This window comes from Amycolatopsis dongchuanensis, from assembly GCF_039542405.1.
Taxonomy (GTDB): Bacteria; Actinomycetota; Actinomycetes; order Mycobacteriales; family Pseudonocardiaceae; genus Amycolatopsis_E; species Amycolatopsis_E sacchari.
On sequence record NZ_BAABIB010000058.1, the window covers coordinates 1 to 25,690 of the forward strand.

At 69.8% G+C, this 25,690-nt stretch carries 23 protein-coding genes and 1 tRNA gene; 14 read left to right on the plus strand and 10 right to left on the minus strand.

Going from position 1 to position 25,690, the window contains the following annotated elements; translation table 11 throughout:
• Positions 1 to 288: 288 nt before the first annotated feature.
• Complete coding sequence (locus ABFX51_RS12890; protein ID WP_346053803.1) at positions 289 to 2,034, minus strand: serine/threonine-protein kinase; 1,746 nt, start codon at positions 2,032 to 2,034, stop codon at positions 289 to 291.
• 142 nt (positions 2,035 to 2,176) lie between these two features.
• Here ABFX51_RS12890 and ABFX51_RS12895 point away from each other — a divergent pair, with 142 nt between their 5' ends.
• The 5 genes from ABFX51_RS12895 (at position 2,177) to ABFX51_RS12915 (ending at position 7,561) form a co-directional block, all read left to right on the plus strand.
• Positions 2,177 to 4,042, plus strand: coding sequence for a propionyl-CoA synthetase (locus ABFX51_RS12895; RefSeq protein WP_091511006.1), 1,866 nt, complete (start codon positions 2,177 to 2,179; stop codon positions 4,040 to 4,042).
• An 83-nt stretch (positions 4,043 to 4,125) separates the two neighbouring features.
• The gene (locus tag ABFX51_RS12900) at positions 4,126 to 4,521 is read left to right on the plus strand and encodes a hypothetical protein (protein ID WP_143249926.1); all 396 of its coding nucleotides are present in this window, start codon (positions 4,126 to 4,128) and stop codon (positions 4,519 to 4,521) included.
• A gap of 95 nt (positions 4,522 to 4,616) precedes the next feature.
• The gene (locus ABFX51_RS12905; protein ID WP_091511001.1) at positions 4,617 to 6,179 is read left to right on the plus strand and encodes a beta-N-acetylhexosaminidase; all 1,563 of its coding nucleotides are present in this window, start codon (positions 4,617 to 4,619) and stop codon (positions 6,177 to 6,179) included.
• A gap of 72 nt (positions 6,180 to 6,251) precedes the next feature.
• The gene (locus ABFX51_RS12910) at positions 6,252 to 7,058 is read left to right on the plus strand and encodes an SGNH/GDSL hydrolase family protein (protein WP_091510999.1); all 807 of its coding nucleotides are present in this window, start codon (positions 6,252 to 6,254) and stop codon (positions 7,056 to 7,058) included.
• Positions 7,031 to 7,561, plus strand: coding sequence for a TetR/AcrR family transcriptional regulator (locus tag ABFX51_RS12915; RefSeq protein ID WP_091510996.1), 531 nt, complete (start codon positions 7,031 to 7,033; stop codon positions 7,559 to 7,561). Before ABFX51_RS12910 ends, ABFX51_RS12915 begins: the two co-directional genes overlap by 28 nt.
• On the opposite strand, the gene ABFX51_RS12920 is transcribed toward ABFX51_RS12915, so the two are convergent.
• Positions 7,549 to 8,955, minus strand: a complete 1,407-nt coding sequence (locus tag ABFX51_RS12920) for a pyridoxal-dependent decarboxylase (RefSeq protein WP_091510994.1) — start codon at positions 8,953 to 8,955, stop codon at positions 7,549 to 7,551. The genes ABFX51_RS12915 and ABFX51_RS12920 overlap by 13 nt on opposite strands.
• Before the next feature lie 54 nt (positions 8,956 to 9,009).
• Positions 9,010 to 11,157 carry an HAD-IC family P-type ATPase gene (locus tag ABFX51_RS12925; RefSeq protein ID WP_346053804.1) on the minus strand — a complete coding sequence of 716 codons (2,148 nt, stop codon included), beginning with the start codon at positions 11,155 to 11,157 and terminating at the stop codon, positions 9,010 to 9,012.
• Positions 11,158 to 11,218: 61 nt separating this feature from the next.
• Between ABFX51_RS12925 and ABFX51_RS12930 the strand changes: the two genes are divergently transcribed.
• The 7 genes from ABFX51_RS12930 (at position 11,219) to ABFX51_RS12960 (ending at position 17,645) form a co-directional block, all read left to right on the plus strand.
• Positions 11,219 to 11,578, plus strand: a complete 360-nt coding sequence (locus tag ABFX51_RS12930; RefSeq protein WP_091510990.1) for an ArsR/SmtB family transcription factor — start codon at positions 11,219 to 11,221, stop codon at positions 11,576 to 11,578.
• Between the two features lie 17 nt (positions 11,579 to 11,595).
• On the plus strand, positions 11,596 to 12,087 hold the full coding sequence (locus tag ABFX51_RS12935) for a PH domain-containing protein (RefSeq protein WP_245783201.1): 492 nt from the start codon (positions 11,596 to 11,598) through the stop codon (positions 12,085 to 12,087).
• Positions 12,084 to 13,544, plus strand: coding sequence for a PH domain-containing protein (locus ABFX51_RS12940; RefSeq protein ID WP_245783200.1), 1,461 nt, complete (start codon positions 12,084 to 12,086; stop codon positions 13,542 to 13,544). The genes ABFX51_RS12935 and ABFX51_RS12940 overlap by 4 nt, the downstream gene beginning before the upstream one ends.
• A 74-nt stretch (positions 13,545 to 13,618) precedes the next feature.
• The gene (locus tag ABFX51_RS12945; protein WP_091510988.1) at positions 13,619 to 14,293 is read left to right on the plus strand and encodes a DUF2306 domain-containing protein; all 675 of its coding nucleotides are present in this window, start codon (positions 13,619 to 13,621) and stop codon (positions 14,291 to 14,293) included.
• Positions 14,294 to 14,580: 287 nt separating this feature from the next.
• Complete coding sequence (locus ABFX51_RS12950) at positions 14,581 to 15,525, plus strand: ParA family protein (RefSeq protein ID WP_091510985.1); 945 nt, start codon at positions 14,581 to 14,583, stop codon at positions 15,523 to 15,525.
• Positions 15,522 to 16,226 carry a hypothetical protein gene (locus ABFX51_RS12955; RefSeq protein WP_143249924.1) on the plus strand — a complete coding sequence of 235 codons (705 nt, stop codon included), beginning with the start codon at positions 15,522 to 15,524 and terminating at the stop codon, positions 16,224 to 16,226. Before ABFX51_RS12950 ends, ABFX51_RS12955 begins: the two co-directional genes overlap by 4 nt.
• Before the next feature lie 6 nt (positions 16,227 to 16,232).
• Positions 16,233 to 17,645, plus strand: coding sequence for a CBS domain-containing anti-phage protein (locus ABFX51_RS12960; protein ID WP_245783199.1), 1,413 nt, complete (start codon positions 16,233 to 16,235; stop codon positions 17,643 to 17,645).
• A 462-nt stretch (positions 17,646 to 18,107) separates the two neighbouring features.
• Here ABFX51_RS12960 and ABFX51_RS12965 read toward each other — a convergent pair whose 3' ends face one another.
• Positions 18,108 to 18,542: a nuclear transport factor 2 family protein gene (locus ABFX51_RS12965; protein WP_091510981.1), complete on the minus strand. Its 435-nt coding sequence runs from the start codon at positions 18,540 to 18,542 to the stop codon at positions 18,108 to 18,110.
• Between the two features lie 157 nt (positions 18,543 to 18,699).
• On the opposite strand from ABFX51_RS12965, the gene ABFX51_RS12970 reads away from it, so the two are divergent.
• Entirely contained in the window at positions 18,700 to 19,599 is a 900-nt protein-coding gene (locus ABFX51_RS12970) for a helix-turn-helix transcriptional regulator (protein ID WP_346053805.1), read from the plus strand.
• Positions 19,600 to 20,531: 932 nt separating this feature from the next.
• Here the strand turns inward: ABFX51_RS12970 and ABFX51_RS12975 are convergent.
• From ABFX51_RS12975 to ABFX51_RS13000, 6 genes are all read right to left on the minus strand, one after another.
• On the minus strand, positions 20,532 to 20,834 hold the full coding sequence (locus ABFX51_RS12975; RefSeq protein ID WP_091510976.1) for an HAD family hydrolase: 303 nt from the start codon (positions 20,832 to 20,834) through the stop codon (positions 20,532 to 20,534).
• Positions 20,835 to 21,025: 191 nt separating this feature from the next.
• Positions 21,026 to 21,098, minus strand: a tRNA-Ala gene (locus ABFX51_RS12980).
• A gap of 56 nt (positions 21,099 to 21,154) precedes the next feature.
• Entirely contained in the window at positions 21,155 to 21,976 is an 822-nt protein-coding gene (gene sepX / locus ABFX51_RS12985) for a divisome protein SepX/GlpR (RefSeq protein ID WP_091510974.1), read from the minus strand.
• A gap of 143 nt (positions 21,977 to 22,119) precedes the next feature.
• Positions 22,120 to 22,779, minus strand: coding sequence for a GNAT family N-acetyltransferase (locus tag ABFX51_RS12990; protein ID WP_091510972.1), 660 nt, complete (start codon positions 22,777 to 22,779; stop codon positions 22,120 to 22,122).
• Between the two features lie 15 nt (positions 22,780 to 22,794).
• Positions 22,795 to 24,063, minus strand: a complete 1,269-nt coding sequence (glp, locus tag ABFX51_RS12995) for a molybdotransferase-like divisome protein Glp (RefSeq protein ID WP_091510970.1) — start codon at positions 24,061 to 24,063, stop codon at positions 22,795 to 22,797.
• On the minus strand, positions 24,063 to 24,965 hold the full coding sequence (locus ABFX51_RS13000; protein WP_091510967.1) for a UTP--glucose-1-phosphate uridylyltransferase: 903 nt from the start codon (positions 24,963 to 24,965) through the stop codon (positions 24,063 to 24,065). Before ABFX51_RS13000 ends, glp begins: the two co-directional genes overlap by 1 nt.
• A 24-nt stretch (positions 24,966 to 24,989) precedes the next feature.
• Here ABFX51_RS13000 and ABFX51_RS13005 point away from each other — a divergent pair, with 24 nt between their 5' ends.
• Positions 24,990 to 25,586 (plus strand): 5-formyltetrahydrofolate cyclo-ligase, encoded by a 597-nt coding sequence (locus ABFX51_RS13005; RefSeq protein ID WP_346053806.1) that lies wholly within the window; start codon positions 24,990 to 24,992, stop codon positions 25,584 to 25,586.
• Positions 25,587 to 25,690 lie beyond the last annotated feature (104 nt).

Here is a 25,690-nt window from a genome sequence, read left to right on the forward strand (position 1 = left end):
AGGAGCCCCGCCACGCGTGTCAGACCCCAACCCCCGCCTAACTTAGCGGTATTGGCCGGCGGGCAGGCTCCAGGATGATGGGGCCCAAAGGGATCTCACCTTGGCGAGGTGGTCGAGTTGAGTGATCATCCCGTCGCCTGCGGTTTGTGCATATCACTTTGACCCAGGGCCGCAAGCTTTGGTCTTTCGGCCGCCGGTTCCGGCGCATGTTGCGGCCCTGGCCCAAAGTGATCCACCGGTATCAGGCGACGGGATGATCACCCAACTCTCGGGTTGCTCTTGTGGCCTTCAGCCCCGCGGCGGCATGACCCTTGTCCCCGAGGGCTGTTGCTGCGCCCTCGGCACGATCCGGGTCACCGGGCCGTCCGGGCTCTTCCCCACCCTCGCCAGCCAGCCCTCCACCTCGCGCCTGACGACGTTGAGCGTGGGGCGGCGGCGGGGTTCGTTGTCGAGTGAGGCGATCAGCAGGCGGGCGTGCGCCGAGCGCTGCGGGAGCCGCGACACGGGTTCCGCCCTGGCCGCTGCCATGAGCGCCGCCATCGGGCTTTCGCGTGTGCCGCGCGGCGGGTAGCCCGACAGCGCGTAACTGACCGTCGCCGCGAGTTGCCACGCGTCGGACGCCGGGGAGGCCTCCGCGCCCGCCGCCTGTTCCGGGGCCACGAAGTCCGGCGTGCCGATCATCATGCCCGTCGCCGTCATCGTCGAATCGCCACGGCTGCGGGCGATGCCGAAGTCGATCAGGTGCGGGATACCGCTCGGGTCCAGGATCACGTTGGACGGCTTGATGTCCCGGTGCAGCACACCCTTCTCGTGCGCCGCCTGCAGCGCACCGGCCATCGTCGCCCACAGCCTGCCCGCCGCGATGTCGTCGAGCGGGCCCATGCCGTCGACCGCGGTCGCCAGCGCCTGCCCCTCCAGGTACTCCATCACGAGCGCGAGCCCGTCCGGCTCCTCGACCAGGTCGTACACGCGCACGCAGTTCGGGTGGTTCACCATCGCCAGCGCACGGGCCTCCCGCCGCATGCGCTCCTCGGTGTCCCGGTCCGGCGCGTGCGCGATCTTCAACGCGACCGTGCGGCCCAGCTGGTTGTCCACCGCCTGCCACACCGTGCCGAACCCGCCGTGCCCCAGCCGCTTGATCCGGCGGTACCGGTCACTGCCGTTCGACGTCGAGCCCGGCGGCACCGGCACCGGGCCCGGCGTGGCCGCGAGCTGCGGCGCCGGGGCGATCGCCGTCGGCTTGTACGGCTGCTGCTGCGGAGGCGGCGTCGGCCGCGGCTCCGGCTTCGATTCCGGCCTGGGCTGCGGCGGGGGCGGTGGCTCGGGGCGGCGCTCCTGCTTCGGCCGGTTGATCACCGACCACGGCGGCGGCCCCACGAGCGCGACCGGGATCAGGCCCAGCACAGTCACGGGCAGGAAACCCAGCCACAGGTGCACCGCCGTGTTGGCCTCGACCGTCGAGCTGAACACCGCGAACAGCACGAACGGCACCCACAGCAGCCGGCCCGGCCACTTCTGCCCGCGCCGCATCGCCGTGCGCGCCTGCAGGATCACGAAGAACAGCGACGCCGCGGGCAGGCCGATCAGCGCGCCGAGGTAGTAGCCGTAGGCGAGCTTGTTGCCCGACGGGTAGAACAGCGTCTCGAACACGTTCTGCCCGCCGCCGAGGTACTCGCTCTGCTTGCCGATGAACGAGCAGTAGTCCCGCCCGAAGGTGGACAGCTCGGCGGCCGACAGCCCCGAGCCCTGCCCCGCGAACGCGGCCCGGTAGGTCGCGGACGCCCCGTTCGCCAGCAGCCACGGCAGCAGGAACACCAGCACCAGCCCGGTGACGGCGATCACACCGATGGTCACCGCGTCGTAGGTGTTCCCGGTGAACTTGCGCATCAGCGCGACGATCACCGCGGCCGCGATCGGGAACAACGCGAGGATCGCGCCGGCCGCGCTGGTCGCCCACACCCAGTCACCGGGGCAGAAGCCCGGGTTGAACAGGGAGTGCGCGAGGGACAGCAACCAGCTGGCGAAAGCGTTCACGCCGGTCCCTCCTGCTCGGGTGTTTCCGTCTGCCCCACCCTATTAGCCCGTTGGACGCGCGGCCCGCCCGGCGGGTTGCCGCATCCCGGTTCCGGGTGATGAGCTGTGCACCAGCGGCTTCGACGACGAGGAGGTCTGTCCCGTGGGCACCTACGCCGAGGAGTACCAGCGCAGCCTGACCGACCCCGAAGGGTACTGGCTGGGCGCGGCCAAGGCGATCGACTGGATCCGCGAGCCGGAGCGCGCGCTCGATTCCTCGCGCGCCCCGTTGTTCCGCTGGTTCCCGGGCGGCGAGCTGAACACGGCGTACAACGCACTGGACAGGCACGTCGAACGCGGGCGCGGCGAGCAGGCGGCGCTGATCTGGGACTCCCCGGTCACGTCCTCGAAGCGGACGTACACGTACTCGCAGCTGCGGGACGAGGTTGCCCGCTTCGCCGGTGCGCTCCGTTCGCTCGGCGTCGCGAAGGGTGACCGCGTCATCGTGTACATGCCGATGGTCCCCGAGGCCGTCATCGCGATGCTCGCGTGCGCGAGGCTCGGCGCGGTGCACTCGGTCGTCTTCGGCGGCTTCGCCCCGAAAGAGCTGGCCGCGCGCATCGAGGACGCCAAGCCGAAGGTCATCGTGGCCGCGTCGTGCGGGATCGAGCCGAGCCGCGTGGTCGAGTACAAGCCGATCATCGACGCGGCGCTCGAGACCACGAACCACCAGCCGGACAAGGTCGTCGTCCTCCAGCGCGACGCGCTCCGCGCCGAGCTCGGGCCGCGTGACGTGGACTGGACCGAGCTGGACGCCCCGCCCGTGGACCCGGTGCCCGTCGCCGCGACGGACCCGCTGTACATCCTGTACACGTCCGGGACCACGGGGAAGCCGAAGGGCGTCGTACGTGACGCGGGCGGTCACGCCGTCGCGCTCGCCTGGTCGATGGGCGCGGTGTACGACATCCAGCCCGGCGACATCTGGTGGACCGCCTCCGACGTCGGCTGGGTCGTCGGGCACTCGTACATCGTGTACGGACCTCTGCTCGTTGGGGCCACAACAGTGCTCTACGAGGGCAAACCCGTCGGCACTCCGGACGCGGGCGCGTTCTGGCGCGTCATCTCCGAGCACCGCGTGAAAGCGCTCTTCACGGCCCCGACGGCGTTGCGGGCGATCAAGCGCGTGGACCCCGACGCGCGCGAGCTGCAGGCGTACGACCTCGCGGACTTCAAGACGCTGTTCATGGCGGGTGAACGCCTCGATCCCGAGACGCTGCACTGGGCGCACGAGAAGCTCGGTGTGCCGGTGATCGACCACTGGTGGCAGACCGAGACGGGCTGGGCGATCGCGGCCAACCCGCGCGGGCTCGAGCCGATGCCGGTCAAACCGGGCTCGGCGACCGTGCCGATGCCGGGTTACGACGTGCGGATCCTCGACCAGTCCGGCGAGGACCTGCCCGCCGGCCGCGAGGGCGCCATCGCGATCAAGCTCCCGCTGCCGCCCGGCACGCTGCCGACGTTGTGGGGTGACGACCAGCGCTACATCGACGCGTACCTGTCGCGGTACGAGGGCTTCTACCTCACCGGCGACTCCGGCTACCGCGACGAGGACGGCTACCTGTTCGTCATGGGCCGCACCGACGACGTGATCAACGTGGCCGGGCACAGGCTGTCGACGGGCTCGATGGAGGCGGTGCTGGCGGCGCACCCGGCGGTGGCGGAGTGCGCGGTGATCGGCGTGCGTGACGAGCTGAAGGGTCAGCTGCCGCGCGGGTTCGTGGTGCTCAAGGCGGGGGTGGAGGTCGACGAGGACGTCCTGCGGGAGGAGCTCGTCGCCGCCGTCCGCCGCGACATCGGGCCGGTCGCCGCCTTCCGTCAGGTGTCCATTGTGGACGCGCTGCCGAAGACGCGGTCGGGCAAGATCCTGCGCAAGACGATGCGGGGCATCGCCGAGGGCCGCGACGAGCCCGTGCCCTCGACCATCGAGGACCCGTCGGTGCTCGACGCCCTGCGCGCCGTCCTCCGCTGAACGGAGGCCGTGACGGTCGGTGACGGGAAAGCGCTTCCCGGCCTCGCACCGGGAGCACCCCTCGCCGAGGCGCCGCTCGCCGCGTGGTTCCAGGTCACGGCCGGGCCCGTCCCGGACGGGCGGCCCTGCCGGTGCAGCCGTTCCTGAACTGCGCCGCCGACACGGTCGCCCGCGTCGGTGCACTGGAACTGGACGCGCTGCGGGTACTCCTGCCCGTCCACTGCCTCGACCCCGCATCGCGGCCGGAAATCCGGCGCTCGCCGTCGCTGGTCACGGCTGCCTGGTTCGACGACGGCGATCGGGCCGCACGAACGCCCGCCGGCGTGACACTGGACGGCGGGCGATCCCCGATCGCCGATCACCTGATCTCGCTCGACCACGCGAAGTGGTCCCCGGACGCGTTCGCCGGGCTCCTCGCCGATCTCGCCGCCCGGCGAGGGAGCACGACCCCGCTGCTGCTCACCGTACGAAGGAACTGAGCCGTCCGGGGGAACCGGGCCCACCGCCACCATTGCCATCCACGGACAAGTGGTCTATACCTTTGGGATCTACTCCCCGACAGCCGGAGTGCCCGATGCGTAGACGCGTGTCCCTGGCAAGTTTGTTCGGCGCGGCCCTGCTGACGCTCACCGCCTTCGCCCAGCCCGCGACGGCGGCGGACCAGAGCACCAAACAGCTGGCCGACGTCATTCCCGTCCCCGTGCAGGCCAAACCCGATCCCCGAGCCGACTTCCGGCTCACCCCGGCGACGGTCATCGTCGCCGACCGCGACGCCCGGCAGGTCGCCGACTACCTCGGCGGCCTGCTGCGGCCGTCGACCGGTTACCGGTTGCCCGTCGTGCCCTTCGCGGTGACCCCGAAGATCGAACTCGACGTCGCGAAGACCGCGAAGGTCGGCGCGCAGGGCTACCAGCTCGACGTCACCAAGCGCGGCGTGACCATCCGCGCCAACACCACCGACGGCCTGTTCGCCGGCGTGCAGACCCTGCGCCAGCTGCTGCCCGCGACGATCGAGGCGAAAACCGTGCAGCACAGCCGGTGGGTCGTGCCCGGCGGCAGCATCACCGACTACCCGCGGTTCGGCTACCGCGGCGCGATGCTCGACGTCGCGCGCCACTTCTTCACCCCCGACCAGGTGAAGCTGTACATCGACCAGATCTCCCAGTACAAGATCAACACCCTGCACCTGCACCTGGCCGACGACCAGGGCTGGCGCATCGAGATCAAGAGCTGGCCGCGCCTGGCGACGTACGGCGGCAGCACCGAGGTCGGCGGCGGGCCCGGCGGTTACTACACGCAGGCCCAGTACAAGGACATCGTCGCGTACGCGGCTTCGCGGCACATCACGGTCATCCCCGAGATCGACATGCCCGGCCACACCAACGCCGCGCTGGCGTCGTACGCGGAGCTGAACTGCGACGGCGTGGCACCGCCCCTGTACACCGGCATCGACGTCGGGTTCAGCTCGTTCTGCGTCGACAAGGACATCACGTACAAGTTCCTCGACGACGTGATCCGCGAACTGGCCGCCATCACGCCGGGCAAGTACCTGCACATCGGCGGCGACGAGGCGCACGCGACCACCGAGGCGGACTACCAGAAGTTCATGGGCAACGTGCTGCCGATCGTCGCGAAGTACGGCAAGTTCGCCCAGGGCTGGAACGAGATCGCCAAGGTGAACCCGCCGCTCACGACCGTCCCGCAGTTCTGGGACACCGACGGCCAGGACGACGCGACGGCCGCCGCGGCCGCGCGTGGCAACAAGATCCTGATGTCGCCGGCGAACAAGGCGTACCTGGACATGCAGTACAACCCCGACAGCCCGCTCGGCCTGCACTGGGCCGGCTACGTCGAGGTCCAGGACGCCTACAACTGGGACCCGGCGACGGCCGTGCAGGGCGTGAGCGAGCAGCAGGTCGCCGGCGTCGAGGCGCCGTTGTGGTCGGAAACCCTGACCAACAGCGACGCGATCGAGTTCATGGCGTTCCCACGCCTGCCGGGCATCGCGGAGATCGGCTGGTCACCGCGGTCGACGCACGACTGGAACACCTACCGCGAGCGCCTGGCCGACCAGGCACCGCGCTGGGAGCAGCAGGGCATCGACTTCTACCGCTCGCCGCAGGTGGACTGGAAATAGTCCGGTAGACACTGTCTACATCTTTTGGTACACAAGGTCTTCTTGGGTGAACAACTCATGACGGAGACCTGAATGCAGTACGAACGATTCGTCGCCCTCGGCGACAGCTGCACGGAGGGGCTGCACGACCTGTACCCCGGCAGCCAGCAGTACCGGGGCTGGGCGGACCTGGTCGCGGCGACACTCGCCACGGCCAGCCCCCAGTTCCGGTACGCCAACCTCGGCGTCCGCGGCAGGCGGCTCGACCAGATCATCGTCGAGCAGATCCCCACCGCGCTGGACCTGCAGCCCGATCTCGTGGCCCTGTTCGGTGGCGCCAACGACGTGATGACCAGGAGTTTCCGTCCCGCCGTCGTCGCGAAACGCGTGGACGCGGCCGTGCGCATCCTGACCAGGGCCGTGCCCACCGTCGCGGTGTTCACCCTGCCGGACGTCTCCAGCCGCATGCCGGGGGTGCTGCGGGTGCGCGGCCGCATCGAGGCGCTCAACGACGCGGTCCGCGCGGCGGCGCTCCGGTACGGCGCGCTGCTGGTCGACCTGTCCGACGAGGACGTGCACGACCTGCGGTACTTCGGGCCCGACCGGCTGCACCTGTCCGAACCCGGGCACCGCCGCCTCGCCGCCCACCTGCTCACCCAGCTGGGTGTTCCTTGTGATCCGGAGTGGCTCGCGCCGCTGCCGGGCGAGCCGCTGCAGCCGGGGCTGCGCGCGCACGCGCGGTGGTTGTGGCAGGAGGTGCTGCCGGTCGCGGTGAGCCGCACGCGCAACTGGTTCATCGGCCGCTCGCCCGGCGACGGGTTCACCCCCAAGCGGCCCGAGCTGCTGCCCGTGCTGCCCGACGAACTGAACCCGTGGACAGCGCTCCCCGGCGGCGCCTGATCTCCAGCGCGATCACGCTCCTCGCCGAGGAAGGCGTGGAGGCGGTGACGTTGCGGCGCATCGCGCGGGAAGCCGGGGTTTCCCACGGTGCGCCGCTGCGGCATTTCACGGGCCGCGCCGAACTGCTGTCGGCCGTGGCGAGCGAGGGGTTCGCCGAGCTGGGCGAGGTGAACCTGCCGGAGGCGTCGGCGCTGGACCGGTTGCGCGCCGCCTGCCGGGCGTACCTGACGTTCGCGAAGCGCAACCCGGCGATGTTCGAGCTGATGTTCCGGCACGACCTGATCGACACCGCCGAGCTCGACCAGACCGTGTTCATCCGGTTCACCAAGCTCGTGGAGGCGGCGCAGGCCGAGGGCTGGCGGACCGACGCCGAGCCGCGGATGCTCGCGGCGTCGCTGTGGGCCGCGCTGCACGGCCTGGCGGAGCTGTGGCTGTGGGGCGGGCTCGCCGAGCGCGACCTGCCCGGCACGCTGGAGCTGACGCTGAACGCCTACCTGGACTGAGCTGCGCGCAGCGCCTCCCACGCGGCGTCGACGTGCTCGGCCGTGGTCGTCGGCGCGCCGATCGCCATCCGCAGCCACACGTCGTCGCCGATCTTCGTGTGGCTCAGGTACAGCTGTCCCGAGGCGTTGACGTGCTCCATCAGCGCAAGTGCGTCTGTCCTCAGTGGACGGAAGCAGACGAGGCCGAACGGGTGGTGCGGGCGCAGCTCGAAATCGGGGTCGGCGTCGACGAGCGCCGCGAACCGTTGGGCCAGCGCGATTCCCGTCCGGATGTGCTCGCGCAGGCCCTCGGCACCGTACCAGCGGATGACGGACCACAGCTTGAGCGCGCGGAACCGGCGGCCGAGCGGCACCTGCCAGTCCCGGTAGTCGATCACCTCGCCGGATTCGGTGGCGCTGTTGCGGAGGAACTCCGGCAGGATGGACAGGGCGTCGACCAGCGGGCGGCGGTCGGCGACCCACAGCACCCCGCAGTCGAAGTTGGTCAGCAGCCACTTGTGCGGGTTGGTGGCGTAGGAATCCGCGTATTCCGCGACGCCGTCGTTGATCCACCGCATTTCGGGGCAGACCGCCGAAACCCCGGCGTACGCGGCGTCGACGTGCAGCCAGATCCCGTGTTCGCGGCAGAGCTCGCCGATCGCGCGGACCGGGTCGACGGCGGTGGTGGAGGTGGTGCCGATGGTCGCGCAGACGAGCGCGGGCGTGGCACCGGCGGCGACGTCCTGCTCGATGAGCGTCCGCAGGTGCGCCGGGTCCATCTCCAGCGTCTCCGGGTGCACGGCGACGCTGCGGACGTTGTCCGCGCCCAATCCCGCGATGCGCCCGGCCTTCTCCAGCGACGAATGCGTCTGCGAGGACACGTACATCGTGTAGCGGCGGGTGAGCCCCTCGGTTCCCGCTTTGCCACCGCTGGCCCGGTGCAACGCCGCGACGACCGCGGCGAGCGCCCCGCTCGACGCGGAGTCCTGGATGACCCCGCCACCCGCCGAGTCGGTGCGGAAGCGCTCCGGCAGCCCGAGGAGTTCGGCGAGCCAGTCGACGACGAGGGTTTCGAGTTCGGTGGCGGCGGGACTGGTGGCCCAGACCATGCCCTGGACGCCGAGCCCGGCCGACAGCAGGTCGCCGAGGATGCTCGGACCGCTGGCGTTGGACGGGAAGTAGGCGAAGAAGCTCGGGTGCTGCCAGTGCGTGATGCCCGGCATGAGCACGGTGTCGAGGTCGGCGAGGAGGTGCTCGTAGGGCTCGCCCCGTTCGGGCGGGGACGCGGGCAGCCGCGTGCGCACGTCACCCGGCCGCACCTGTGCCCGCACCGGGTACTGCTCGACGCCGGTCAGGTAGTCGGCGATCCGGTCGACCACCTGCCTGCCGTACCGCCGGAACTCCTCCGGGGTCATGTGTCCCGTCATGCAGTCCAGTTGATCAGAACGGCGGCGTTCCCGCCACGACCGTCAGCCCCACGCCGACTTCCGCAGCAACCGCAACCCGTTGAGCGCGACCAGCGCGGTGGAGCCCTCGTGCCCGGCGACGCCCAGTGGTAGCGGCAGGTCGCCGAGCAGGTCCCACAGCACGAGCCCGACGATGCAGGTGGCCGCGATGGCCAGGTTCGCGAGCACGAGCCGCCGCGCCCGCCGGGCCAGCCTGATCACCGACGGAATGGCGGCAGGATCGTCACGGACGACGACGGCGTCGGCGGTCTGCAGCGCGAGGTCCACCCGCCCCACCGCGATCCCGACGTGTGCGGCGGCGAGCGCGGGCGCGTCGTTGATCCCGTCCCCGACGAGGAGGACCCGGTCGCCCAGCTCGCGCACGGCGGTGACCTTGTCCTGCGGGAAGAGTTCCGCGCGCACGTCCGCGATCCCCACGTCGGCGGCGATCTTGCGTGCCGCCTCGTCGCTGTCGCCGGTCAGCAGGACGGGTTCGAACTCGGCGAGCGCCGCCACGGCGGCCGGTGCGTCGTCCCGCAACCGATCACTGAGCACGATCCGCCCGACCTCCACGCCATCGACGAACACGACCGGCCCAGGCCCACTCCGGCCGACCTCGACGGCGCTCGCTGTCGCCCCACGGCCGCTGCGCCCGACCTCGCTCAGCCCATCCCCGACCGGCCCAACCTCGCCGTCACGCCCACGGCCGACCTCGCCTCCGTCCGGCCCACGCCCGATCGACCCAACCTCGCCGTCACCCCCGCGCGGCCCATGCCCGACCTCGCCCAGCCCATTCCCGACCGGCCCGGCCACGCCGTCGCCCCCGCTAACGCCGCGCACGCTGCGCCCGACCACGTCCCCCGAGTCGGCCGTCGGGCACCGCCCAACTGGCCCGACCTCGCCGTCGCCCTCGCCCAGTCCATTCCCAACCGACTCAACCTCGCCGTCGTCCACCGCCAGCCCCAGCCCAAGCGGCCCGACCTCACCGTCGCCCCGCCCAACCCCGCGCCCACTGCGCCCGACCTCGCCGTCCCCATCAACCGCCGACCCACGCCCGACGAAGACCCGCCGCCCGTCCACGACGGCCCGCACCCCGACACCCGGCACCGCGGAAAACTCTCGCGCGGAAGATACTTCCAGGCCGCGTTCTTGCGCGGCAGAAACTATCGCGCGACCCAACGGGTGCTCGCTGCCGTACTCGGCGGCCGCGGCCAGGCGCAGCACCTCGTCGTCCGCCTCGACGACCCGCGGCGCGCCCTCGGTGAGCGTGCCGGTCTTGTCGAACGCGACCCGGCCGACGGTCGCGAGCCGTTCCATGACCACGGCCGACTTGACGAGCACCCCGTGCCGCCCGGCGTTCGCGATCGCCGACAGCAGCGGCGGCATGGTCGCCAGCACCACCGCGCACGGCGAGGCGACGATCATGAAAGTCATGGCCCGCAACAACGTCGGCTGCAACGCGGCGCCGAACGCCAGCGGCACGAAGAACAACGCGAGCGTCGCCGCCACGACGCACACTGAGTACCGCTGCTCGATCTTCTCGATGAACAGCTGCGTCTTCGCCTTGGTCGCCGACGCCTCCTCGACCATCGCGATGATCCGCGCGACGACCGTGTCCTCCGCCGTCCGCGTCACGCGCACCCTCAGCGCGCCGGTGCCGTTCAGCGTGCCGGCGAACACCTCGTCGCCCACCCCCTTGGGCACCGGCAGCGGTTCCCCGGTGATCGACGCCTGGTCGACCTCGCTCACGCCGTCGACCACCTCGCCGTCCGCGGCGATCCGCTCGCCCGGCCGCACCAGCACGACGTCGCCGACCGCCAGCTCCGCACCCGCGGCCAGCTCCTCGCCCACCATCAGGTTCCGCACCGAATTGGCCGTGCGCCGCGTCGCGACCGCCTCCAGCGCACCGGAAATCGCGAAGATGACGATCAGCAGCCCGCCGTCGAAGACCTGACCGATCGCGGCCGCGCCGAGCGCCGCGACGATCATCAGCAGGTCCACGTCGAGCGTCTTCTCGCGCAGCGCCCGCAGCCCGTCGAGCAGTGGCGCCCAGCCGCCCGCGGCGTAACAGGCGACGTAGAGCGGCCACGCCGGACCGCCCGCGAAGTCCACGGCGAGCGCCGCCAAGAAACATCCCGTGGCCACCACGGCCCACCGCACCTCGGAAAGCATGCCTCCACCGTACAGGAACATATGAAGATGTCTACATGTGTTCTCTTGCTAGGATTGCCGGGTGGGGCACGGAGTCGAAGGCAGGCACGCACCGGCGGCGACGCTGGACGCGGCGAGCGCCGCGACCGTCGCGGCCACCCTGCAGGCTCTGGCCACGCCGAGCCGCCTGCTCATGCTGACCCGCCTGCGGCAAGGCCCGTGCTCGGTCGGCGAGCTGGCCGAAGCCGTCGGCATGGAGCAGTCCGCCGTGTCGCACCAGCTGCGCCTGCTGCGCAACCTCGGGCTCGTCGCCGGTCAGCGGACCGGCCGCAGCATCGTCTACAGCCTCTACGACAACCACGTCGCCCAGCTGCTCGACGAGGCCGTCTACCACATCGAGCACCTCCGGCTCGGCGTGCAGGACCGCTCCCACACCGCGTAGCTGGCAAAGTGGGCGGCGTGACCGAACCAGTGCTGGACCTCCGGCCGCCGGCGAACCTGGTCTGCCGCCGCGCGGTGCTGTTCTGGACCACCCGCGCGGCACTGGGCTGGGTCCTCCCGCTCGTCAGCGAACTGCTGTGGCTCGTCTTCGGCGGCGGGACCGCACCGGTGGTCGTGCTGGTCGTGACGGCCGTGCTCGCCGTCGCGCACCTCGTGGTCATGCCGCAGTGGCGCTACCGGGTGCACCGCTGGGAGACGACGGACCAGGTGGTGTACACGCAGTCCGGCTGGTTCAACCAGGAGCGGCGCATCGCTCCGGTCTCGCGGATCCAGACCGTCGACACCGAACGCGGTCCGCTGGAGCGGTTGTTCGGGCTGGCGAACCTCACCGTCACCACGGCGTCCGCGCGCGGCCCGGTGCACATCCACGGCCTCGACCACGACACCGCCCAGCGGCTCGCCGCCGAGCTGGCGACGCGGACGCAGGCGACCGTCGGGGACGCGACGTGACCGAACCGCTGCCGTGGCACCGGTTGAGCGCGAGGATGCTCGCGGTGCACCCGGTCCAGGAGATCGTCCGGTTCCTGCCCGTGCTGATCGGTGTGCTGTTCATCGGCAGCGAGGGGCAGGGGCACATCTGGAGCCTCGTCGGCGTCGGGGTCGCCATCGCGGGCGGGCTGCTGCGCTGGTTCACCACGACGTACCAGATCACGCCGACGCACGTCCGAGTGCGCCGCGGCCTGCTGAACCGGCGCGAGCTTTCCGTGCCACGGGACAGGATCCGCACGGTCGACCTCACCGCGCACCCGCTGCAGCGCGTGCTCGGGCTGAGCCGCGTCGTCATCGGCACGGGCCGTTCGGACCGGCACGACGAAGGGGTCACCCTCGACGCGCTCGCCACGCCGGCGGCGGCCCGGCTGCGTGAGGAACTGTTGCACCGCACGGAAAAGCACGTCGAGCCGACGGGCGTCGTGCTGGCGGAGCTTTCGCCGCGGTGGGTGCGGTTCGGGCCGTTCACGTTGTCGGGCATCGCGACGATCGGTGTGGTGGTCGGTTCGCTGGTGAACCTGTTCAACGAGACCCGGCTCGACCCGGACGACTTCGGGTTGCTGCGCTCGGTCATCGGGCAGGTGACGGCGGTGCCGGTCGCCGTGGCGGTCCTGGAGATCACGGTGTTCGCGGTGGTGCTCGTGGCCGTGTTGTCGGCGCTCGCGTACGTGCTGGCGTTCTGGCATTTCCGCCTCGTGCGCACGGAAGGCACGCTGCACGTGACGCGCGGCTTGCTGACCACCCGCTCGACGACGATCGAGCTGCGGCGCGTGCGGGGCGCGGAGATCAGCGAACCGCTGCTGCTGCGGGCCGCCGGCGGTGCCCGGTGCCTCGCGATCACGACGGGCCTCCGCGTCGGCCGCGGTTCCGAGCACGGCGGTTCGATCCTGCTGCCACCGGCGCCGCTCGCGGAAGCCCGGCGCGTCGCGGGCGAAGTGACCGGCGATCCAGGGCCCGCGGCACATGAGCTGCTGCGCCACGGCCCGAGGGCACACCGCCGCCGCTACACGCGCGCGTTCGCCTTCGCGGCCGTGGTCACGGGAATCCTGTTGGCACTGCACGCTTTCGCCCGGTGGCCGAACTGGCCGTGGCAGGCAGCGCTCGTGTTGTTCCCGATCGGCGCGCTGCTCGCGGAGGACCGGTACCGCAACCTCGGGCACGTGCTGCTGGGGAGCACGCTGGTGTTCCGCCACGGAAGCCTGCTGCGCCGCCGGTACGTGCTGTCCTCGGACGGCGTGATCGGCTGGGTGATGCACCGTTCGTTCTTCCAGCGCCGCTCCGGCCTGCTGTCCCTCACGGCGACGACCGCGGCGGGCCGCCAGCACTACACCTGCGAGGACCTGCCCGCCGACGAAGCGGTCACCCTGGCCCACGACGCGGTGCCGGGGTTGCTGGACCCGTTCCTGGTCAAGCGGTAGCGGCGGTTTTCCCCACCCCAGAAGGGAGGCCGGCACCAACGCGCCCGGTGCCGGGATCGCGAAGAGTGCCGAGCATGACTTCCAAGCTTCGTCGCCTTCCGCTCGTCGGGCTCATGGTGGTGGTCGTGCTGTTCCTCGGCTACTCGCTGCCGCCGTACCTCGGCCTCGACCCGGCCCGCGCCCGCACCGTTCCGCCGGACGGGGTGCCGTACTACTACCCGCTGCTGGTCACACACATCTTCCTCGGTTCGCTCGCGTTGCTCAGCGGTTGCCTGCAGCTGTGGCCGTGGCTGCGGGGCAGGTCCCCGATGGTGCACCGCTGGAGCGGCCGGGTGTACGTCTTCGCGTGCGTCCCCGGCGGGCTCGCGGTGCTGACGTTCAGCGCGGTCACTTACTGGGGTCCGAACCAGCAGGCGGCGAACACGATGCTCGGAGTCCTTTGGGTGGCGACGACGATCGCAGGCTGGCGGACGGCCAGGCGCCGTCGTTTCGCCGAACACCGCGAGTGGATGGTGCGCAGCTTCGCCCTGTGCTTCTCGATCATCCTGAACCGCCCGTGGGGCATGCTGGTCATGGCAATCGTCCACCCGGCCGACGAGGCGGCAGTCGCGCAGGCGGTCGGTGTCGGCGCGTGGCTGAGCTGGGTGGTGAACCTGCTCGCGGCCGAGTGGTGGCTCCAGCACACCCGCCACCGCCGCACGCGGCGGAAGGTCGCGGCAGAACGGGTTCCGGCCGCGGTGGGCGCGTGAGTTCTCGGTGCCCGAAATCCGTCCACCTCCTCCCAACCGGACAGGAGGGTGGTGAGTAACCGCCAATTCAACTCATCATCGCCGGTAATCACCGAATCGTCATTACCACCGGATTGGACGCACGAGTACTGCAGACGGATGACCACCTGCCGCACGTTGCGTCGAACCAAATACCCGCCTATTGCTTTCAACGCACGATCTCTGCCAAGGTCTTGAAACGGATCAGCTAGACGAATTCGATCATGGTTCGTCGTCACCGTCGGGCACGAGGGCACCGGGGAGAGCATATGCGGGTCGTGGCGGTCATGAATTACAAAGGCGGAGTCGGGAAGACCACCCTCACGGCGAATCTCGGCGCGGTCGCCGCGAGCCGGGGCTTGCGGGTGCTGCTCATCGACCTCGATCCGCAGACCAACCTGACCTTCTCGTTCTTCTCGATCGATGACTGGCATGCGAATCTCAAGGACGAACGCACCATCAAGCGGTGGTACGACGCCGAGCTGCCGGGACGAGAGATCTCGCTGGCAGATCTCATCGTTACCCCGAAGCCGGTCAACGAAGCCATCGACCATCCAGGCGGCCACCTCGACCTGATTTCCTCTCACCTCGGCCTGATCGACATAGACCTCGAACTCGCCGCCCGGTTGGGCGGAGCCACCACCCTCGACGGGTCGAAGCGGAAGTTTCTGGACCTGCACAGCTGTCTGCGGCACGCACTCGAGGACGACCGTTTCAGTGAATACGACCTGGTGCTCATCGACTGCGCACCGAATTTCGGCCTCGTCACGAAGACCGCGATCGTAGCCAGTGAGCAAATCCTCGTGCCAGCCAAGGCCGACTACCTGTCCACACTCGGCTTGGACTACCTGGTGGGTAATTGTGCGGTGCTGGTACAGCAGTTCAACGACTTCGTCAATCACAAGCGCACGGCCGACAGCCACCGACCGATCGATCCCGCGTTCCTCGGCGTGGTCTTCACGATGGTGCAGATCTATTCACAACAAGTGACTCTTGCTCAGCACACCTACATCGAGGAAGTACGTCTGAATTCGCAGGTACCGGTGCTGGAGAGCAAGATCCGAAACAGCCCCCGACACTTCGGTGATGCCGGGGAAAGTGGTGTGCCCGCGATGTTGCGAGCCACTGGCAGAGACGAGGTCGTCAAAGAATTCGACCAGTTGGCCGACGAGGTCCTGGGCGCGCTCGACCTGCTGCCGGGTGGTCACCGGTGAACGACTTGAGGAAGTTCGTCGTCCTCCAGGCCCGGCTCTACGAATTCTTGGAACAGCAGGACGACTCGACACTGGAAGCGCTGACCAGAGGTACAGCGAAGCTGGGCGTTGTCCGCGTGGAGGCATCAGCAGTACCGGTCAGCTCGCCACCTCGCGAAGACGTGCACGCGGGCCCCGCTCCGGCGCCGCCCGTTCTCGCCGCATCTCCTTCGGGCAGTCCACTCCAAGTGGCCCACGAAATGTCGTCGCTGGCTTCGGAGCAGCAACGACGGATCTACTTGAACGCGAGCGCGTTACGCGTGAAAGAGCTGCGAGAGGTGGCCAGGATTCTCGGTCTGACCGGCTACAGCGCCTTGAAACGTGCCGAACTCGTCGACCTGCTGGCCCGTTGCGGCCCCGGCCGAGCGGACGTCCGCGGGAACGAAATGGCGAGCACCCGGGTCTCGCGAACGTCCGCCGAACCCGCGAAGACCGACGAGGAGGCAGCGGCCATTGCCTCACACCTGCGCCAACTCGATACCGAGGAAGAGGGCACCGCGTACCTCCGCGCGCAGGATCTCGACCGGGAGAGTCTGCTCGCCGTCGCGGGTCATTTGCAGCTCACGCGGGTGGAGCGGCTCAGCCAGGCAGAACTGGAAAAAAGGGTGCTGAAACAAGCGATCGCGGCCCGGCGCAAGTTCGCCGGACTCCGGAGGTGGTGAGCGCCGGTGACGGGCGAAACGACGGAGGACCGCGGCAATGAGGCGGGCGGCCGGTCGATGTACCTCCTCGGCGGCCGCCGCGTGACGGTTTCCGATCTGCTCGATGCGGGGCTCATCACCAGTGGCACGAAGCTCAGGTTCAAGCGCAACCGCATCGGGGTGACGTACGACGCCACCGTGACCGACCGGGGCCGGATCCGGCTCGAGCCCGACGGCGAGGAGTTCCGGTCACCTTCGCGGGCTGCCATGGTCGCGGCCGGCATGCGAGCGGTCGACGGGTGGCGTGCATGGCTGGTGGTCGACCAGGATCGGCTGTTGGACGCGGTGCGCCAGGAGTTGCTCGACCAGACTATTTCCAGGGCCGCGGCCACCGCGCACCCGCCGAGCGAGGACACGATCCGGCGGCGGGTCCACGAACGATTGCGGCAGGCGCGCAACCGCGCCGAGGAGCATGCCCCAGAGCGGATCTCCGTGCGCGAGCTCCTGGCCCTCTGGGGCGCGACAGAGCGCGGCGACCAAGTCAGTCAGATCGAAGCGGATCTGGCCAATCACGGGTTGATGACCTCCCCGAGCTTCCGAGCGGTGACCCTCGACACCGTGGTTTCGCTGACGACACCACCCGACGAAGTGGAGAGTGCTGCCCTTTCCGCGCGATCTGACCTCGATGATCTCCCGGTCGCCGAGGACGACGAGGGAGGCACCGACCTGGATGTACGGCTCACGGTGGGAAACCTCTCTCCTCTCACCGGCGTCGCCTCCGTGGCGCCCAACAGCACGCTTGAAGAAGCGATCACCAAGATGCTTCTCAACGACTACTCGCAGCTCGCCGTCCTCAGTGGCCCTCGTAACTTGCGCGGTGCCGTCACTTGGCGATCGATCGCGCAGGCGATGCACCAGAAGCCCAGCGCGGGCGTCGGTGACGCGATCGAGCCCCACGTGGAGGTGGTCGCCTACGATCGCGATCTCTTCGAGGTCCTGCCCACCCTGCAACGGCGCGAATTCGTGTTCGTACTGGACGAAAGCAAGAGCATCAAGGGCATCGTGACGACGGCCGACGTAGCCCAGCGCTACGGTGAGATGGCCACGCCGTTCTTCCAGTTGGGCGAGCTGGATCGGACGCTCCGCTGGATTCTGGGCCGCGCCTTCGACGTGGAGACCCTGCAGCGCTTCTGCAGCAGGACGATCAAGAATGCCGACCAGCTCTCGTTCGGCGACTACCAGCACATCCTGGAGAACAGGGAAGTCTGGGAACAGTTGGGATGGCCACTGGACCGGCCCACCTTCATCGCACGCCTGGAGGAGATCCGCCTCATCCGCAACAACGTCATGCACTTCCACCCGGACCCGATCCCGGGGGACGCTGTCGACAAGTTGCGGAGGTTCAACCACATGCTGCACCGCTACCGCGATCCCGCGTAGTCGGTCGAGCAGCCCTGAAGCAAAAAGCCCTCCCGAGTCGCTCCGCAAACGCGGCATCCCCACCCGAACCCCTTACAGGGGCCCGCGCGTCGAAGCAGATGGCGCCGAATGACCACGCGTGGTGCTATGCCGACTCGATCAGGTTCGGACGCTGTGGTTCGCGCAGTCACCGTGATCAAGGGCGTGGTCGTCGGCCTCACCTTGATCTTTCGATCCTCGGGCTGCTGCTCGGCACACGGTATGCGGCTCTTACCGGTGCGTCCCGGGACGTGCTGCGGTCTGCGCGTTGGCCGCTGCTGTTGATCGGAGACCTGCAGGCGCGGTGGTGAGTGAGATGACGCACGAGGGGGCCTCCACGACCAGCCGCGCGGATCGGGCGCCGTTCCGCGCGGCTGGGGATGGGCCGGCCGAGTTGCTCGCGCTGCGGTGCGGCAACTCGGCCGAGATCTTGACGAGGTGCCGTCAGCGGGTGCCAGCCTCGGCGCGCGTGTAGAACGCCGCGAGTTCGTGGGGGTTCTTGGTGTAGACGTCGATCTTGCGCACCAGGCCGTCCTCGACCTGGTGGATCTCGACCATGGTCAGCGGGAACTGCTCACCGGTGGAATGGGCCGTGAGCGTTCCGGTGAGCGTTCCGACGACGCCTGTCGGGCCTTCGAACACCTCGGCACTGGTGATCACGACGTTGGCGTACCCCATCATCGCGCCGAGGATCGACTGCACGAACACCTCGCTGCCCCGGTGCACGCCGCCGTAGGGGAGCTGGGCCGGCTCGTCGACGATCACCTCGGGGGCGAGCTTGGCCAGGACACCCGGCACGTCGCCCTTGCTCAGCGCGTCGTACAGCTCGCGCACGACCTGCGCGGGGCTCTCCGTCAGCGTCTTCGTCTGGTTGCTCATCTTGCATGCCCTTCAGTTTCGTTCCGGTACGGGGAAAGGCCCCAGAGGACTGGGGCACGCACCATGCAACGGCAGGTGGTCGTGACGGGGGAGTTCCTGCTGTGAGGGGTACTGGCAGAGTCCCCCACCGCGCGCGTGGCCTATTTACTCTGTCGTCATGGACAACCGGGACGCAGTCAGCGCTTTCCTCCGCTCCCGGCGCGACAAGATCACCCCGGAGCAGGTGGGTCTGCCGACGTATGGTCAGCGGCGGGTGCCCGGACTGCGCCGGGGAGAGGTCGCCGCGCTCGCCGGGGTGAGCGTCGAGTACTACACGCGCCTGGAGCGCGGAAACCTCCAGGGGGTCTCCGACAGTGTGCTGGACGCCCTTGCCCGCGCCTTGCGGCTGGATGACACCGAGCGCATGTACCTGTACGACCTCGCCCGCGCTGCCGGGCCGACGCCGCGGGCACGGGCACGGCAGCGGGAGGCCCGTCCGACGGTGAGGCCGAGCGTGGCGCGGATCGTCGACGGTATGCCGGGGATGCCGGCTTACGTGATGAACAACCGCCTCGACACGCTGGCCGCCAACCCACTGGGCCGGGCTCTGTACTCGGAGATGTACGCCGACCCGACCTGCGGGGCGAACGTCGCCCGGTTCGCGTTTCTCAATCCAGCGGCCAGGCGGTTCTACACCGACTGGGAGCGCATGGCCCGCTTCGCCGTGGGCGCGCTACGCGTCGAGGCGGGAAGGAGCCCCTACGACCGGGAACTATCGAACCTGATCGGGGAACTATCCACCCGCAGCGACACCTTTCGTGTGCTGTGGGGGTCTCAGGACGTGCATGTCTTCCGCGAGAGCACCAAACGCCTCAACCACCCGCTCGTCGGCGACCTGGAACTCGACCAGGAAACCATGACCCTGCCCGACGACAGCGGCCTGAGCGTGGTCGTCTACAGCGCACCCCCCGAAACCGCCGCCGAGGACGCCCTGAAGCTGCTAGCCAGCTGGACCGCCACGACCGGACAAGAGCAGAAAACGCATTCCACGCACAAACCGCCGACCCGCCAGCCCTGACGGGCCGCCCCTGGAAGGACCGCTGCACCCGGCCGCGGTGACCGGGGTTGGGGGTCCAGGCGTCCCCACGCCCCGACGGGGCAGGTGGAGTGGGTGGTCCGTGAAGAAGACGACTCAACTCGGAGCCGTGTGTCGAACGTGGTTTGTGGAGCTGAGGGGAATGGAACCCCGCGGCAGTCCAGCCGTGGCGCTGCTGGTCGCGGGCTTTGCCTGCACCTTCGCGGCTGCCAGTAACGACCGACCGCCGCGAGCGCGACATCTCAGATATGAATGCCAGACGCTCCAACCGCATAACTCGTCACGAGCGAGAGGTTCGGCGCGTCGAGAAGCACGTCGAGCTTTACCTCCAGGCTTGGACGGTACGTGCTCCCTCCGGCGAGGCTATGCAGGCTAAGCGGGATGCGGCTCGCGCATCGGCCCGGAGGCAAGTAGACCAGCTGGCAACCGACATCAACGACGCTGATCTCGCCGATACCGAGAGAACGGCTTACCTGAAAAGACTGGAGGCAGCGCTCGCTGCGTTGCGAACCCAGTCGGCAGGCAAACGCTGGCTACGAGAGAGGATCGCTACGAGACCTCGCACGAAGCGCACCCGCCGTTCTGAGTCCAAGCATGAGCCCCGAATCAGCGTCCGAGCAGTGTCCGGCGGGTTACCAGGGCTCGGGAAGCGCGCTTGATCGATGATTGTTCTCGCTGCTGCTTAGCGCTGCCGTCGACTGCGCCGCCAGACACCGGCACCACGCCGCGCCCGCGCGTTCCAGGGTGAGGCGTCGCCGTGGCAGACGCCGGGGCGCAGGTCGGCTGCGAGGTCGTCGAGGAGTGCGAGAGCGCGGACGCGTTCGGCCTTTGGGGCTACCTGCTCGCCTGCTGGTAGCTCGGTCAGCTTGTCGTTGCTGAGGCGGCCGCGGAGCCAATCAGTGAGCAGCGGCAGGTCAGGCGAGGGCACGGGTTAGGTAGGGACGCGGCTTGAGGAGTCCGACATCTGCACTCTCGCGTGTGGACACCACGTCGACGAGCGGGCGGATGCCGTGAAAGTCGAGGTATGTGCTGATCGCGGCGGCGCTGTTGTTGCTCACGATCGCGAGCGGCCGGCCGGAAGCGTGCCACGCCTGGATGAGTTCGTGCGCACCCTCGGTCGTTTCAGCGGTGGTCATGGCCTCGACCTCGTGTGCGGTGAACGCGGCCTCGACGTAGCGGACGTCATCTTCGCTGAGGGAGGCGGCGTACTTCAGCACCGCGAACGGGTTATCGCCGGAAGTCCTTGCCGATGCTCGACCACATGCTGTCGAACCAGGTCCGCACCTGCTCGACGTACTGCGAACCGGTTGGCGTGTCGCCGTTCGCCGAGTGGGGAAACAGGATGGCGCTGCCGTACGGACACGCAAAGGCCCTCCCCGATCACCCGGGGAGGGCCTTTGACCTGCTGTGGAGCTGAGGGGAATCGAACCCCTGACCTTCTCGATGCGAACGAGACGCGCTACCAACTGCGCTACAGCCCCTTGAACTTGCTCGCAGAGCATAGCAACCCCGCCGCAGGGGGTCGGCGAGGGGGGTCCTACTCGCCGACCGCCCGGCGGAACGGGAGGGCGCCGGGGTCGTCCAGCTCGTGGAACGCGGGATCCTCGTCCTCGACGTCGACGACCACCGCTTGCCCGCGCAGCCGCGAAGCGGGCGACGGGCGGCGCTCGATGCCGACCAGCTCGCGACGCGGCTCCTCGGGCACCTCGTACTCGTCGCGCATCACGCGGCGCGGCTGCGCCGGGCGACGGGTGCGTGCGTGGTGCAGGCGCGCGAGCCGCCGCTGCCGGATCTCGTTCTCGATGCGCACCTGCCGCCGCAAGTACACGAGGTACCCCACCAGCACCAGGTCGATCGCGCCGTGCCCCCACCACAGCAGGCTCGACAGGAAACCGGCCACACCGGCGGACACCACCGCCAGCAGGATGAGGGCGAGCACGACCCGCTGCCGGAACGCGTACTTGGCCCGCGCCGCGATCTCCGCCGCCTCCGGGTCGAAGCCCCCGCGCCCAGGCCGGTACCGGCGTTCCCCCTCGGCCTCGACGCCGCGCTCCGACCGGTAGTCGGCCTCGTCGTCGAAGTCGTCATCGGCGTCGAAACTCCGCCGCGAGGACTCCTCGTGGCTGCACGGGCGCTCCGGCTCGGCGAACTCCTCGGGTTCGGGGTCGATGACCTGCTGAACGGGCTCGGACATGACGGGCTCCTCCCCCTCGTCGGTGCCTACTCCGCTCCGCACGACGCGGGCGGCGAGCGCGGAGTCCGTGGTCCGCACGACGGCCTGGCGCTTCCGCGCGACCATGGGCACGAGCACGACGAGCCACGCGGCCGCCAGTGCGACGATGATCAGCGAGCTGGGCATCTCCCTCTGTCACCTCCCCCGACTTCTGCTACATACCGTCACGCTAGTCACAGGAGTAACAGATCGCCGGGAGCCACGCCGCTCGAAAACAGAAATGGGGCCACCGGATCAGGTGAAACTGACCCGATGTGGTAACGCAGATCTCACACGCGCTCGGCGCGGCCTTCCCGCACGAGCCTGCTGACGAGACCGGCGCCCGTCTCCTCGGCCGTGATCGCGAAGCACAGGTGGTCCCGCCACGCGCCCGCGACATCGAGATAGCGCTGGAAGAGGCCCTCCTGGCGGAATCCGGCCTTGGTGAGGACGCGGACGCTCGGCTCGTTCTCGGGGCGGACGGTGGCCTCGATCCGGTGCAACCCGCCGGAGGTCAGCGCGTGGTCCACCAGCAGTGCGACAGCCGCCGTCGCGACCCCGCCCGCGACGACCGTCGAGGACACCCAGTAACCGACCCACGCCGAACGGAGTGAGGCGCGGATCACGTTACCGACAGTGATCTGACCGGCGAACTGGTCGTCCACTGTGATGACGAACGGCAGGCACTGACCACGGCGAGCGAGCCCCCGCAGCGCCATCCACTGCGGCGGCCACGACCAGAAACCGTTGCGGTCCGCCCACGGACCCGGCGCCGTCGGCTCCCACCGCTCCAGGTGCTCCTGGTCCCGCAACCGGATCCGCGACCAGTCCCCCGCGTCCCGCAGCCGGATGGGCCGCAGGGCGACGACACCGGCGCGGACGCGCAGCGGACCGAGCCGGGCGGGCCAGCCGGGGTGTCGCGCTTCGATGTCGTAGGTCGCTGCCTGCACCGGCGTATTTAACCGTCACACCCGTTGTGCGAGGAAGGTCACCCGTACCTGCTCGCCCGCGGGCACCTCCGTGAGGTCCTCGTCCACGTTCACCAGGCAGTTCGCCTCGGCCAGCGACGCCAGCAGGTGCGCACCCGACGTCCCGAGCGGCTGCACGAGGTACTCGCCCGTGCTCTCGTCGCGCAGCAGCTGACCACGCAGGAAACCCTTGCGCCCCTTGGTCGACGTGATCGGCGACAGCAGCCGGGCGCTGACGATCCGCCGGTGCGGGTTGCGCGTGCCGCGGGCCGCCCTGATCAGCGGCCGGATGAGCACCTCGAACACCACCAGCGCGCTCATCGGGTTGGCAGGCAGCAAGAAGGTGGGCACGGAGTCCGGCCCGAGACGGCCGAACCCCTGCGCCGAGCCGGGGTGCATCGCGACGCGCGTCATGTCGATGTGCCCGAGGTCGGACAGGGCCGCGTGCACCTCGTCGCCCGTCGTGCCCCCGGCCCCGCCGGCGACCACGACGACCTCGGACATCAGCAGCCTGCCCTCCACGACCTCACGCAGCCGCTTCGGCTCGCTCGGCACGATGCCGACGCGGCTCACCTCCGCACCGGCGTCCCGCGCGGCAGCGGCCAGCGCGTAGGAGTTGACGTCGTAGACCTGCCCGACCGAGGGCGTCCGGTCGATGTCGACCAGCTCGTCGCCCACGGACACGATCGACACGCGAGGACGCGGGTAGACCAGCACCTTCGACCGGCCGACCGCGGCGAGCAGCCCGACCTGGGCCGACCCGATGGTGTCACCTTGGCGCACGGCGACGTCCCCGATCTGCACGTCCTCGCCGGTCCGCCGCACGTAACCGGCCGAGGGCACGGACCGGTGCACGGTCACGTTCGCGGGATGTCCGTCGGTGAACGCCGTCGGCACCACGGCGTCGGCCAGCGTCGGCAGCGGCGCGCCGGTCACGACCCGCACCGCCTGGCCGGGGTTCAGGCGCCGCGGCTGCCGCGAACCCGCCGGGATCTCGCCCACCACCGGCAGCTGCACGGGCTCGTCGCCCGCCGCGCGCACGTCCACGCTGCGCACGGCGTACCCGTCCACCGCGGCCTGGTCGAAGCCGGGCAGGGCGTGCTCCGCGACGACCTCCTCGGCGCAGAGCAGGCCCTGCGCCTCGGAGATGGCGACCCGGACCGGCCGCGGCCGCACGGCCGAATCCAGTACCAGCGCCAGCTGTTCGTCGACGGGACGGAACTCCTGCTCAGCGGCCTCTGCAGGCTCCGGGGTGGACGGGGTCATCAGCCTTTGTTCTCGATTCGCTCGGCGAGCCAGGTGCGCAGCGACGGGCCGTAGTCGGGGTGGTCGAGTGCGAAATCGACCGCCGCCCGCAGGAACCCGCCGGGGTTGCCCAGGTCGTGCCTGCCACCCCGGTGCACCACGATATGCACCGGATGTCCCTCTTCGATCAGCAGTGCCACCGCGTCGGTGAGCTGGAGTTCACCACCCGCGCCTGGCTTGATGCGGCGCAGCGCGTCGAAGATCGCCCGGTCGAGCAGGTAACGGCCCGCGGCGGCGAAGGTCGAGGGAGCCTCTTCGGGCTTCGGCTTCTCGACCATCCCGTGCACTCGTTTGACGTCTTCTTCGTCCGTATCGGTGACGTCGAACACGCCATAGGGTGAGATCTGCTCCTTCGGGATGTCGAAGGCGCACAGCACGCTGCCGCCGTGCTTCACGCGGACCTCGGCCATCCGCTCGAGCACCCCGGCCGGCAGCACGAGGTCGTCCGGCAGGAGGACCGCGACGGCGGTGTCCTCGTCGGTCAGGTTCGGCTCGGCCTGCGCGACCGCGTGCCCCAGCCCCAGCGCCTCCTTCTGGATGGCGACCTCGACGTCCAGCAGCCCCGGGCCGCGGCGGACCTTCTCCAGCAGCTCGGTCTTGCCCTTGCGCTCCAGGTTCTCCTCGAGCTCCGGCGCCGAGCGGAAGTAGTTGACCACCGACTCCTTGCCCGGTGAGGTCACGATCACAAGCCGCTTCGCGCCCGCCTGTGCCGCCTCCGCCGCGACGATCTCGATGCCCGGGGTGTCCACGACCGGCAGCAGCTCTTTCGGAACTGCTTTCGTCGCAGGCAGGAAGCGTGTCCCCAGCCCCGCGGCGGGGACGATCGCGGTGCGGAAGGAATGGTTGTCGAAGGCGCCCGTCATGGAGCTAGAGCCTAACCTGCGACTATGCGAGACGGGCGGCACGACGAGCTGGACAAGGGCTACTGGCGGGCCCGGTTGACCGCGGCACGGACAGCCCTCCCCGTCGCCACGCGGGTCTCCGAAGCCAGGGCACTGGCTGAAGCGGTCGGCGCGCTGGACCTGCCCGCGACCGTCTGCTGTTACGTGCCGTTCGGCACCGAACCCGGTTCGATCGCGTGGCTCGACGTCGCGCGGCAAGCCGGCGCCCGGGTGCTGCTCCCGGTGATCCCGCCGGAGCCCGGAGCGCTGGACTGGGCGGAGTACACCGGGCCGCAAACGCTTTCACCTGGCCGCTTGCCGGGCGTGCTCGAGCCGGCGGGCCCCCGCCTCGGGCCGGGCGCGGTCCGGGAAGCAGGACTCGTGTTGATCCCCGCACTGGCCGTCGACCGCGCGGGCGTGCGCCTCGGCCGCGGCGCGGGGTACTACGACCGCTCGCTGGGCCACGCGGCCGCCGACGCGACGCTGGTCGCCGTCGTGCGGGACGACGAGTTCGTCGAGCGGCTGCCCGCCGAACCCCACGACGTGCGGATGACCGCGGTGCTCACCCCTGGGCGGGGGTTCGTTCCACTGACCGGCCGGTGACCAAGGTCTCACCAGGGGCCGACATTCTGGAACTCCGCCCGGTCGTTGCTCCAGAGTGGGACGAACGAGCAGGCCACGGCTACCGGCGGGTTCGATCACCGCGA